The organism is Kitasatospora sp. NPDC056181 (assembly GCF_042266225.1).
GTDB lineage: Bacteria > Actinomycetota > Actinomycetes > Streptomycetales > Streptomycetaceae > Kitasatospora.
Genome location: NZ_JBHJUK010000201.1, coordinates 1 through 12,487, shown reverse-complemented (window position 1 = coordinate 12,487; position 12,487 = coordinate 1). Strand labels below are relative to the sequence as shown.

Annotated in this window: 10 protein-coding genes; all 10 read left to right on the top strand. The window is 74.3% G+C overall.

From position 1 onward, the window contains the following. The coding region (locus ACFC1F_RS39730) for an amidohydrolase family protein (protein WP_376166171.1) at positions 1-1,540 on the top strand (1,540 nt) is incomplete at its 5' end. 72 nt (positions 1,541-1,612) lie between these two features. Next, positions 1,613-2,845: a 3-deoxy-7-phosphoheptulonate synthase gene (locus ACFC1F_RS39725; protein WP_376166168.1), complete on the top strand. Its 1,233-nt coding sequence runs from the start codon at positions 1,613-1,615 to the stop codon at positions 2,843-2,845. Positions 2,846-2,916: 71 nt separating this feature from the next. Continuing rightward, positions 2,917-3,690, top strand: a complete 774-nt coding sequence (locus tag ACFC1F_RS39720) for a 2,3-dihydro-2,3-dihydroxybenzoate dehydrogenase (RefSeq protein WP_376166165.1) — start codon at positions 2,917-2,919, stop codon at positions 3,688-3,690. Between the two features lie 152 nt (positions 3,691-3,842). Beyond that, complete coding sequence (locus ACFC1F_RS39715; RefSeq protein WP_305852899.1) at positions 3,843-4,502, top strand: isochorismatase family protein; 660 nt, start codon at positions 3,843-3,845, stop codon at positions 4,500-4,502. After that, positions 4,499-6,643, top strand: a complete 2,145-nt coding sequence (locus ACFC1F_RS39710; RefSeq protein WP_376166162.1) for an anthranilate synthase family protein — start codon at positions 4,499-4,501, stop codon at positions 6,641-6,643. The genes ACFC1F_RS39715 and ACFC1F_RS39710 overlap by 4 nt, the downstream gene beginning before the upstream one ends. Before the next feature lie 111 nt (positions 6,644-6,754). After that, complete coding sequence (locus tag ACFC1F_RS39705) at positions 6,755-7,981, top strand: thiolase family protein (protein ID WP_376166159.1); 1,227 nt, start codon at positions 6,755-6,757, stop codon at positions 7,979-7,981. A gap of 1 nt (position 7,982) precedes the next feature. Beyond that, on the top strand, positions 7,983-9,593 hold the full coding sequence (locus ACFC1F_RS39700; RefSeq protein WP_376166157.1) for a class I adenylate-forming enzyme family protein: 1,611 nt from the start codon (positions 7,983-7,985) through the stop codon (positions 9,591-9,593). A gap of 258 nt (positions 9,594-9,851) precedes the next feature. Next, entirely contained in the window at positions 9,852-9,977 is a 126-nt protein-coding gene (locus ACFC1F_RS39695; protein WP_376166154.1) for a hypothetical protein, read from the top strand. A 307-nt stretch (positions 9,978-10,284) separates the two neighbouring features. Continuing rightward, positions 10,285-10,515: an SDR family oxidoreductase gene (locus ACFC1F_RS39690; protein WP_376166151.1), complete on the top strand. Its 231-nt coding sequence runs from the start codon at positions 10,285-10,287 to the stop codon at positions 10,513-10,515. A gap of 134 nt (positions 10,516-10,649) precedes the next feature. Further along, positions 10,650-12,362 (top strand): hypothetical protein, encoded by a 1,713-nt coding sequence (locus ACFC1F_RS39685; RefSeq protein WP_376166148.1) that lies wholly within the window; start codon positions 10,650-10,652, stop codon positions 12,360-12,362. The last annotated feature ends 125 nt before the right edge of the window (positions 12,363-12,487 follow it).

Sequence of the window (12,487 nt, the reverse complement as noted above, 5' to 3'; positions counted from 1 at the left end):
CGTCATCGAAGGCCGCATCAAGGACGTCATCATCCGCGGCGGACACCTCCACACCGCCGACACCGCCCACCGCATCCACCCCACCGGCTCCGTCCTCATCACCGACGACACCATCACCGCCATCGGCCCCGCCGACCACGTCGACCGCGCCACCACCACCCTCACCCCCCGACAACGCGCCGGCCTGCACACCATCGACGCCACCGGCATGCTCGTCATGCCCGGCTTCGTCAACAACCACTGGCACGACCTGTTCGCCCTGCGCCTGCCCTTCAAAGGCGCCCTGCGCACCCCCCACGACCACGCCGACGAACCCGGCTTCATGGCCCTGGGCGGCGACATCGCCAAAATCTCCGCCGGATTCGAGGGATTCCGCCGCCTCACCGACGCCCTCACCCCCGACGAGGCCCACGCCATCGCCCGCTACTCCCTCTGGACCCAACTACGCTCCGGCACCACCACCCTGGGCGACGTCGGCTCCGTCAACCACCCCGAAGCACTCGCCCGGGCCACCCTCGACCTCGGCATCCGCGCCACCCTCACCGCCTGGGTCGGCGACATCCACTGCCCCCCCGGCAGCACCACCCCCCAACCCACCCGCGACACCGACACCGAACTCACCCGCGTCGAACAGATCCTCCAACGCTGCGCCACCGACCCCACCGGCCGCCTGCGCGCCTGGCCCACCGCCCCCTACACCACCAACATGAGCGACGAACTCGGCCGCGGCCTGGCCCACCTCGCCACCCGCTACGACGTCCCCTTCGCCACCCACGTCGCCGCCCTGCGCCACGAGGCCCGCACCGTACGCACCCACTTCCACACCACCCCCGTACGCCGCCTGGCCCGCCTCGGCCTCCTCAACGACCGCCTCCTCGCCGTCCACTGCGCCTTCGCCGACCCCGGCGAACAACGCATGCTCCTCGAAGCCGGCGCCCGCATCACCCACTCACCCGCCAAATACGGCCCCACCGGCGAATCCACCCTCACCGAGACCGGCCTCATCCCCGAACTGCGCCGCCGCGGCCTCGAAGTCTCCCTCTCCACCGACGGCGGCGTCTTCCCCGTCGCCGGCATGCCCGAACAGATGCGCGCCGCCTGGCAGATGTACAACGAACTCGCCGCCGACCACACCGCCCTGCCCGCCGGCGAAGCCCTCGCCATGGCCACCCGCACCGCCGCCCGCGCCCTCGCCTGGGACGACCACATCGGCACCCTCGAACCCGGCAAACAGGCCGACCTCGTCCTCGTCCCCGCCGACGACTGGCGCCACCTGCTCAACCCCCGCCCCCTGGAGGCCTACCTCACCCTCGGCGGCAGCCCCGACGTCCACACCGTCCTGGTCGCCGGCCGCGTCCTCCTCGACCACGGCCGCACCCCCCACCTCGACGAAACCGCCCTGACGGACGCCTACCTGCACGCCCTGCGCTCCTTCTCCGCCCGCGCCCTCGGCATCGCCGACAAGGAACTGACCACCCTGTTCGACGACAACCCCCGGCTGCGCACCACCACGACCACCCCGCCCGTCCGCCACCCCTGACGGCAGCCCCCTGCGAACCCCCTGCGAACCCTCTCCCGTCCCGCCCGCACCCCGCACGGAGGCAACGCCACCATGTCCGACAACACCGCCCTGCTCCTGCCCGAGGACGAGGGCGCCGCCCTGTCCGACGACGAGATCCGCCGATGGCGCGCCCTGCCCGCCCGCCAGCAGCCCGACTGGCTCCACGACCCGCAACTCGAACCCGCCCGCGCCCTCCTGGCCACCCGCCCCGCGCTCGTCACCGCCGACGAGGTCCACACCCTGCACACCCTGCTCGCCGACGTCGCCCACGGCCGGCGCCAGGTCCTCCAGGCCGGCGACTGCGCCGAGGACCCCGCCGAGTGCGCCGCCAAACCCGTCCTGCGCAAGGCCGACCTCCTCGACGAACTCGCCGACGTCCTGCACGCCCGCTCCGGCCTGCCCGTCCTGCGCGTGGGCCGCATCGCCGGCCAGTTCGCCAAACCCCGCTCCCGCCCCGTCGAACACCACGACGGACGCGAACTGCCCGTCTACTACGGCCACATGGTCAACGCCCCCGAACCCGACCCCGCCGCCCGCCACCCCCGGCCCACCCGCATGCTCACCTGCCACGACGCCGCCGCCACCGCCATGGACACCCTGCGCCTGCGCGCCACCGACACCGCCACCCCACCCGCCACCCGCACCTGGACCAGCCACGAGGCCCTCGTCCTCGACTACGAACTGCCCCAGATGCGCCGCGACCAGGACGGCCGCCTCCTCCTCACCTCCACCCACTGGCCCTGGATCGGCGAACGCACCCGCCAGGCCGACGCCGCCCACGTCCGCCTCCTCGCCAGCGTCAGCAACCCCCTGTCCTGCAAGATCGGACCGGGCGCCACCCCCGAGGACGTGCTGCGCCTGTGCGCCCTGCTCGACCCCGACCGCACCCCCGGACGCCTCACCCTCATCGCCCGCATGGGCGCCGACCGCGTCACCACCCACCTGCCCGCCCTGGTCCACGCCGTCCGCACCGCCGGACACCCCGTCGGCTGGCTCACCGACCCCATGCACGGCAACACCGTCACCACCCCGGCAGGCCGCAAGACCCGCCACGTCGACACCATCGTCCAGGAGGTCCTGCGCTTCCAGGACGCCGTCACCGCCGCCGGCGCCCACCCCGGCGGCCTGCACCTGGAGACGACACCCCACCCCGTCACCGAATGCCTCGCCGACGCCCGCGCCACCCACCGCGCCGACGGCGCCTACACCACCCTGTGCGACCCGCGCCTCAACCCCTGGCAGGCCCACGAAGTGATCCGCGCCTGGCACGCCCCCACCCGATGACCCCGCCCCGCCCGGCCATCCCGCCCCGCCCGACCATCCCGCCCCGCCCACGAGAAAGGCACCCCCTGCCGATGAAGGACACGACCGCCGTGGTGACCGGCGCGGCAGGCGGCATCGGCGCCGCCGTGGCCCACGCCCTCGCCGCCCGCGGCGCCACCCTCGCCCTCCTGGACCGCGACGCCGAACGCCTCGACGCCACCGCCGCCCGGCTGCGCCAGGCCGGCCACCGCGCCACCGCCTACCCCCTCGACGTCACCTCCAGCACCGAGGTCGACACCGTCATCGACGCCGTCGAAACCCAGCTCGGCCCCGTCGAGCGCCTCGTCAACGCCGCCGGCGTCCTGCGCACCGGCACCGTCACCGCCTTCACCGACGAGGACTGGCAGACCACCTTCGCCGTCAACACCACCGGCGTCTTCCACGTCTCCCGCGCCGTCGTCCGCAAGATGACCCCCCGCCGCCGCGGCGCCCTGGTCACCATCGCCTCCAACGCCGCCACCGCCGCCCGCATGGACATGGCCGCCTACGCCGCCTCCAAGGCCGCCGCGTCCATGTTCACCAAATGCCTCGGCCTCGAAAGCGCCGCCCACGGCATCCGCTGCAACATCGTCGCCCCCGGCTCCACCGACACCCCCATGCTCACCTCGCTGTGGGCCGACGAGGACGCCGCCCGCACCGCCTCCGTCGAAGGCGTCCCGCACGCCTTCCGCGTCGGCATCCCGCTGGCCAGGGTGGCCAGCCCCCAGAACGTCGCCGACGCCGTGCTCTTCCTGCTCTCCGACGAGGCCGCCCACATCACCATGCACCACCTCACCGTCGACGGCGGAGCCGCACTCGGCGCCTGACCCCGCCCCGCAACCCGCCCGCCCCGCAACACCCCCGCGCCCGCGCCCCGCAACCCGCCCGCGCCCGCAACACCCCCGCGCCCGCGCCCCGCAACCCGCCCGCCCGCGACAGGCCCGCCCGCGCGAGCCCCGCCCCAGGAAAGGAACCGGCCTTGGCCATCCCGGCGATCGAGCCCTACCCGATGCCCGCACCCGCCGACCTGCCCGCCAACACCGCCACCTGGCCGGTCAGCGCCGCCCGGGCCGTCCTGCTCGTCCACGACATGCAGAACTACTTCCTGCGCCCCTTCCCCGCCGCCGCCCAGCCCCTGGACGCCCTCCTGCACAACACCGCCCGCCTCCGACAGGCCTGCACCCGCCTCGGCGTCCCCGTCGCCTACACCGCCCAGCCCGGCGGCATGACCGACCGACAACGCGGCCTCCTCAAGGACTTCTGGGGCCCCGGCATGAGCACCGACGAACACGACCGCGCCGTCACCGACCCCCTGGCACCCGCCCCCGGCGACACCGTCCTCACCAAATGGCGCCCCAGCGCCTTCCACCACACCGGCCTGCTCGACCTGCTGCGCTCCACCGGACGCGACCAGCTCATCGTCTGCGGCGTCTACGCCCACGTCGGGATCCTGATGACCACCGGCGAGGCCTACGCCCACGACATCCAGACCTTCGTCGTCGCCGACGCCGTCGCCGACTTCACCCCCGCCGACCACCACATGACCCTGCGGTACGTCGCCGGCCGCTGCGGCATGACCCTGCCCACCGACACCGTCCTGCACCAGCTCCACCAGCCGCACCCGGCGGAGCGCCCGTGAACCCGCACCCGAGCCCCGCACCCGGCGACCGCCCCCACCCGCTCCTGCAACGCGTCCTCGCCCCCCAGCCACCCCCCTTCGCCCTCCTGCACCGCCCCCAGGCCACCGGCCCCGGCCACCTGGAACTGATGACCGGCACCATCACCCGCCCCGCCACCCTCGCCGCCCTGCCCCTGCCCCAGCCCCACGGTCCCGGCCCCGGTCCCGCCGCACCCCGCCACGACGTCCTGGCCCTGCTGCCCTACCGCCAGCTCGCCGAACGCGGCTACGCCTGCCCCGACGACGGCACCGAACTGCTCGCCCTCACCGTCGAGGACCAGTGCCTGCTCACCCGCGACGACGTCCTGCGCCACGTCCCCGACCTGCCGATCACCATGGACGAACTGGGCTTCGACCTCGACGACGACGCCTACGCCGCCACCGCCCGGCGCATCATCCGCGACGAGATCGGCCAGGGCACCGGCGCCAACTTCGTCCTGCGCCGCACCTACCGGGCACGGCTGGACCCCTGGGACACCGCCACCGCCCTCGCGTTCTACCGCCGCCTCCTGCAGCGCGAACCCGGCGCCTACTGGACCTTCCTGGTCCACACGGGGGAGCGCCACCTCATCGGCGCGACCCCCGAACGGCACGTCAGCCTCACCGGCGGCACCGCGACGATGAACCCCATCAGCGGCACCTACCGCTACCCCGAGGGCGGCGCCGACCCCGACGGCCTGATGGGCTTCCTGCGCGACACCAAGGAGTCCGACGAACTGTTCATGGTCCTCGACGAGGAACTGAAGATGATGGGCCGCGTCTGCGAGCACGGCGGCCGCGTCCGCGGCCCCTACCTCAAGGAGATGGAACGCCTCGCGCACACCGAGTACCTCATCGAGGGCTCCAGCACCTGCGGCGTGCGCGAACTCCTCCACGAGACCCTCCTCGCGCCGACCGTCACCGGCAGCCCGCTGGAGAGCGCCTGCCGCGTCATCAACCGCTACGAACCCCACGGCCGCGGCTACTACAGCGGCGTCGCCGCCCTCATCGGCCGCGACCACACCGGCGAGAGCGTCCTCGACTCCTCCATCCTCATCCGCACCGCCGACATCGACCCGTCCGGCGCCCTGTCCATCGGCGTCGGCGCCACCCTGGTGCGCCACTCCTCACCCCGGGCCGAGGTCGCCGAGACCCGCGCCAAGGCCGCCGGCCTGCTCGCCGCCCTGCGCGCCGAGCCCGCCCCCGCCCCGGCCCCCGTGCCGGGCCCCGCCGCCCACGGGCCGGACCCCGCGCCGGGCCACGTGCCGGGCCACGGGCAGGACCCCGCCGCCCATACGCCGGTGCGCGCGCCCGGCCTGGGACAGCACCCCGGCGTCACCGCCGCACTCGCCGCCCGCAACACCACCCTCGCCGGCTTCTGGCTCGCCGACCCCGCCGCCCGCGCCCGCCCCGCCGCCCGCCTGGCCGGCCGGCGCCTGCTGGTCGTCGACGCCGAGGACACCTTCACCTCCATGGCCCGCCACTGCCTCGCCGCCCTCGGCCTCGACGTCACGGTGCGCCGCTTCGACGAGCCCTACACCCTCGACGGCCAGGACTTCGTCATCGTCGGCCCCGGCCCCGGCGACCCCGGCGCCCACACCGACCCCAAGATCGCCCACCTGCGCGGCCTGACCCGCCGCCTGCTGCACTCCCGCACCCCCTTCCTGTCCGTCTGCCTCGGACACCAGGTCCTCAGCTCACTCCTGGGCCTGGACATCGTGCGCAGGCCCGAACCCAACCAGGGCTCCCAGCAGAAGATCGACTTCTTCGGCCGCAGCGAACTCGTCGGCTTCTACAACACCTTCGCCGCCCGCTCGCCCGCCACCACCCTGCCCTGCCCCTACCGCCGCGCCCCCGTCCAGGTCTGCCACGACCCCGCCAACGGCGAGGTCCACGCCCTGCGCGGCCCCGGCTACGCCTCCGTCCAGTTCCACCCGGCGTCCGTCCTGACCCGCAACGGCACCGCCCTGCTGGGCGAACTCCTCGCCCGCGCACTGGACGACAACACGGCCCGGGACGGCACGCCCCGGGACGGCACGCCCCAGGCCGGCGCCGCACCGCACGCTGCCGCACCCCGGGCTGCCGCCCCGCAGGCCGCCGCGCCCCGCGGCGGCGCGGGCTAGCCCCGCCCCGCACCCCCGGCACCCTGTACCCCGTACCCCGCACCCCGCCTTCCCCGTCCGCCGCCGCAGCCGCGCGGCGGACACCAACCCATCGCACGTGAGGAGCAGCCCGTGACGGAGCCGGTGTGGATCGCCGGGGTCGGCATGACCCGGTTCGGCCGACACGAGGACCGCGGCGTCCCGGACCTGGCCGCGGAAGCCGTCCGCGACGCCCTGGCCGACGCGGGCCTGGAACAGCGCCACGTCGACGCCGCGTTCTTCGGCAACACCACCCAGGGCGCCCTCGAAGGCCAGCTCATGATGGGCGGCCAGATCGCGCTGCGCCGCATGGGCTTCGAACGCATCCCGGTCCACAACGTCGAGAACGCCTGCGCCACCGGCGCCACCGCCCTGCACCTGGCCGTCGCCCAGGTCCGCGCCGGCGCCGCCGACACCGTGCTGGCCGTCGGCGCCGAGAAGATGAACGTCGCCGACCGCGACCGCGCCATGGCCGTCTTCGACGGCGCCTACGACGTCTCCGACCCCGCCGGGCTCGCCGCGACGCTCACCGCGCTGGGCGGGGACGTCGACAACACCGCCGCCGGGCGGCGCAGCGTCTTCATGGACATCTACGCGGCCATGGCACGCGCCCACATGAGGCGCCACGGCACCACCCGGCAGCAGATCGCCGCCGTCGCCGCCAAGAACCACCGCCACGCCGTCCACAACGACCGGGCCCACCACCGCACCGCGCTCACCGCCGAGGAGATCCTCGCCGCCCGGCCGCTGTCGTTCCCGCTCACGGTGCCCATGTGCGCGCCGCTCACCGACGGCGCCGCCGCCGTCGTGGTGTGCGGGCGGCGCGCCCTGGAACGGCTGGCCGGCTCCCGCCGCGCGGTGCGCGTCCTGGCCTGCGTCCTGGGCAGCGGCGTCGAGCGCGAACTCCACGCCGTGGACCGGCACGTGGTGCGCCTGGCCGCCCACCGCGCCTACGAGCAGGCCGGGGTGGGCCCGCAGGACGTCGACGTCGCCGAGGTGCACGACGCGACGGCGTTCAGCGAGATCCAGCTCACCGAACTGCTCGGCCTGTTCGAGCCCGGCACCGGCGGGCCGGCCGCCGCCGCCGGCGTCACCACGCTGGGCGGACGCCTGCCCGTCAACCCGTCCGGCGGCCTGGAGTCCAAGGGGCACCCGCTGGGCGCCACCGGCCTGGCCCAGGTGTACGAGCTGGTGAACCAGCTGCGGGGCGAGGCCGGCGCCCGGCAGGTCCCGCACGCGCGGATCGCGCTGGCGGAGAACGCCGGCGGGTTCTACGCCGGCGAGGAAGCGGTCGCAGCCATCACGCTACTGGGGGTCTGACATGGCAATCATCGATTTCTTCGACCGTGGACGGCGGCTCAACCCGTCGGGTGCCGCCTACGTCGGCGCCGGGCAGACCTGGACGTTCGACGAGGCGGGCCGGCTCTCCTGCCGCATCGCCCACGCGCTGGGACGCGCCGACCTGGCCCGCGAGGCCAAGGCCGGCGTGCTGTCGCCCAACGACCCGCGCGCCTGGATCTGCGTCCTGGGCATCTGGCGCGCCGGCCTGGCCTGGGTCCCGCTCAACCCCGCCCACCCCGCCGGCGAACTGCACCACGTCATCGACGCCTTCGACTGCGAGGTGCTGTTCTACCACCCCTCGATGGCCCCCGTCGTCGCCGAACTCGCGCCCTCGCTGCCCAAGGTGCGCCACTACGTGCGCCTGGACGACGACGGCCCGGCCGGCCGTCCCTCGCCGGCCGGCCACCCCTCGCCGGTCGAACGTCCCTCGCCGGCCGGTCACCCCTCGCTGGCCGCCTGGACGGACGGCCTGCCCGACACCGCGCCCGACGTCCCCTACGACATGGACGACGTCGTCGCCGTCACCTCCACCGGCGGCACCACCGGCCTGCCCAAGGGCGTCATGAACACCCACCGCACCTTCGCGGTCTGCCTGGCCCACTTCCTGATGTCCATGCAGTACCGGGCCGACGAGAGGATCGTCAACCTGGCGGCCCTGCCGATGACCCACGCCTCCGGCGTCTTCAGCCTCGCCGCCACCGCCCGCGGCGCCACCGTCGTCATCCTGCCCAAGGCCGAACCCGCCGCCGTCCTGGACGCCGTCGAACGCCACCGCGTCACCGAGCTCTTCCTCGCCCCCACCGTCGTCTACCGCCTGCTGGAGGCCCCCGAGGTCACCCGCCACGACCTGTCCAGCCTGCGCTACCTCGTCTACGCCGCCGCCCCGATGTCCACCGAGAAACTCCGCCTGGCCATCGACCTGTTCGGCCCCGTCATGACCGAGGCCTACGGCCTCGCCGAGGCCTTCGCCGGCATCTCCTTCATGCGCCCCGAGGAACACCTCGTCGACGGCAGACCCGACCCCGCCCGCCTGGCCTCCTGCGGCCGCCCCAACCCGCTGATCACCGTCGAGATCCACGACGACGACGACAAGGCGCTGCCCCCGGGCACCTCCGGGGAGATCTGCGTGCGCGGCGACCTCGTCATGAAGGGCTACTACAAGGCCCCCGAGAAGACCGCCGAGACCGTCGTCGACGGCTGGCTGCACACCGGCGACATCGGCCACTTCGACCAGGACGGCTACCTGTTCATCACCGACCGCAAGAAGGACATGATCATCTCCGGCGGGCTGAACATCTACCCCAGCGAGATCGAACAGGTCATCTGGGGCCACCCCGCCGTCCAGGACTGCGCCGTGGTCGGCGCCCCCCACCCCGACTGGGGCGAGGCCGCCACCGCCGTCGTCGAGCTCAACCCCGGCGCCCACGCCGACGCCGCCGAACTCATCGCCCTGTGCAAGGCCCGCCTCGGCAGCGTCCGCGCCCCCAAGCACGTCGACTTCGTCGACTCCCTGCCCCGCAGCGCCAACGGCAAGGTCCTCAAGCGCACCATCCGCGACCGGTACTGGTCCGGCCACACCCGCCGGATCTGACCCGCCCGCCCCGGCCACCGGACCCACCCGGGCCGGCCCCCGCCACGGGGGCCGGCCCCGTCCGTTCCCGCCGCCGGCACGGCCGGTGAACAGGGCGGACGTGAGCACCACATGAGCAGCTTGTGGACCGGCGCGGTGAACCGTAGACTCGCCACCGGCGCAAGCGCACAAGATCTCCTTGGCCCCAGATCCGGACGGACCGTCATGTCCGTGCCCTGGCGGCCGCCCGGCCGCTATTCCTGGCCAAAGGAGCAGTCCTTGTCGCGCATCCGCCGCATCCGCCGCCGCAAGGCGGCAGGCACCACCCCGGTCATCAAGCGAACGTCCCGCACGACGCCCCGGCCCGGCCCGGCGGTCACCGGCCTGCCCGTGCAGACCACCTGACCCCCGTCGCGGCCCTGCCCGGCGCCGGCAACCACACGGGGCCCGGCCCCGTGTAGCAGGACCGGACCCCACGTGACCGAAGGAAGAAGGTCGTCCGGCTTGCCCTAGGAAAGTGGGCCGGGCGGCTTTCCCGCCTGTGTCCGCGTCCGCGGACGCGGGCAGGCGCAGGCCACTCTATCGCCAGCGCCTCGGCTTGACATCCACAACTCCCCGCCACGCCACCGACCTTGCGCCTGCGCCCGCCCGCCCCCGGCGACGGCGGGGGCTTGAACCTGACGCCGGTGCCGCCCAGGCCGACGCCCGGCACGTGGGCGAGGGCGGGCGCGGCATCACCGTCACCGTCGTCGACCCGGGCCCCGTCGACACCGACATGAACCCCGCCGGCGGCGACAGCGCCGGCTTCCAGCGCTCCCTCACCGCCCCGGGCCGCTACGGCGAGACCGAGGACGTCGCCGCCGCGGTCGCCTGCCTCGCGGGCCCCGGCGGCCGCTACATCACCGGCACCGCCCTTGCGGTGGACGGCGGTTGCACCGCCTGACGCCGTGTCCGCCCGCCCGGGCGCCCGTGGCGGGGGAGTGGTCCGTCGGGTACGAACCCGCGGGCGTATAGTCGGGACCAAGATCTTGTGAACACGTTCAAGAACTGGGGGGACCGGTGTACCGTCACCGCGTCATGATCTCTGCCGCCGTCGTCGCGGCAGCCGTCGGCTTCGTGCCCGCCACCGCGCAGGCGGCGGCCCCGTCCGCCGGCACCGGCCAGGCCCCGGGCGCCAACGCCCCGGCCGCCCCGGCCGGTTCCGCGACGGACACCGCCGCGCAGGAGACGGCCAAGGCCGCCGCCGCGAAGGCCGCCGCCGCCAAGGACGCCGCGGCGAAGAGCACCGCCGCGAAGGCCGGCAAGGCCGGGGCCGGGACCGGCGCGGCGGGGGCGTTGGCGCCCGGGGCCGCGCCGGCTGCGCAGCAGAGCTACTTCGAGGTGGGGATGGGGACCTCCACCGACAACGCGCACGGCATCGGACTGGCCGCCTCGGTCAGCACCGACCTGCCGGACAGCTACGTCGCCTTCGACATCGACTTCGGCGACGGCTCCACCGTCGTCCACGACTACGCCAAGGCCGGCGATTTCGTGTACTCCAAGTACACGTACGCCGAGGTCGGATCCCACAGGATCACGATCACGGCGACCGACCTGATGACCAGGACGACCGCGACCACGACCAAGGACGTCGTCGTGGACGGCTCCGAGTTCACCCCGACCGCGCCCGCCCGGCTGCTGGACACCCGCGACGGCACCGGCGCCGCGGCCGGCGGGCCCGTCGCCGCGTTCGGCACGACCCGGGTGAAGGTCGCCGGCAACGCCGGCATCCCGGCCGGGGTGAGCGCCGTGGTCCTCAACATCACCGCCACCAACACCGCCGCGCCCGGGCACGTCATCGCGTACGCCTCCGGCAAGGCGCGCCCGGCCACCTCGAACGTCAACTTCGCGGCGGGGCAGACCGTCCCGAACCTGGCGGTCGTGCCGGTCGGCGAGGACGGCTACGTCGAGCTGGCCAACCGCAGCGGCGGCACGGTGGACCTGATCGCCGACGTGACGGGCTACTTCACCCGCTCCGCCGCCAACGGCTACACCTCCGTCAAGCCGTCGCGGCTCGTCGACACCCGCGAGGGCCTGGGCACGGCCCGCGGCCAGGTCGGCGCCCAGAGCACCTTCGGCGTCCAGATCGCCGGCCAGGGCGGCCTGCCCGCCCAGGGCGTCACCGCGGTGGCCCTCAACGTCACCGTGACCGACCCGCAGGGCCCCGGCCACCTCACCGTCTTCCCCGGCGGCCAGGCGCCGTCCACGTCGAACGTCAACTTCGCCGCCGGGCAGACCGTCGCCAACGCGGTGATCGTGCCGGTCGGCCCGGACGGCCGGATCAGCATCCGCAACGGCGCCGCGTTCCCGGCCGACGTGATCGTGGACGTCACCGGCTACTACAGCGCCGACGGCAAGGCCGCCTACCTGCCGGTGGAACCCACCCGCCTGTACGACACGCGCGGCAGCATCCCCCTGCCGCTCGCCGGCCAGGACTACTACCACCAGAGCGTGTGGACGTCCGGCCGGGCGCTGGAGGCCCTCGTCCTGAACGCCACGGTGACCAACCCGCAGGGCAGCGGCCACCTCTCGGTCGCCCCGGACCCGAACACGATCGACGACTACATCGCCGGCAAGGCCGTCCGCCCGACCCCGCCGACCTCCTCCGTCCTGAACTGGACCAAGGACGCCACCGTCGCCAACCTCGTCCAGGCGAGCACCGGCACCACCGGCGTCGTCGACTTCTTCAACCGCGGCTGGCAGCCCACCGACCTGATCGTCGACCTCTTCGGCGCGTACGACAGGAACTGACGCCCGTACGCCACCGGGCCCGCGGCCCCCCCGCCGGGGGGGGGGGGGGGGGGGGTGTTGCGCAGGCACACCCTGGTTGAGATGGGTGGGGGTGTTATTAAAAAATAAAAGACCAACAGAAAAAA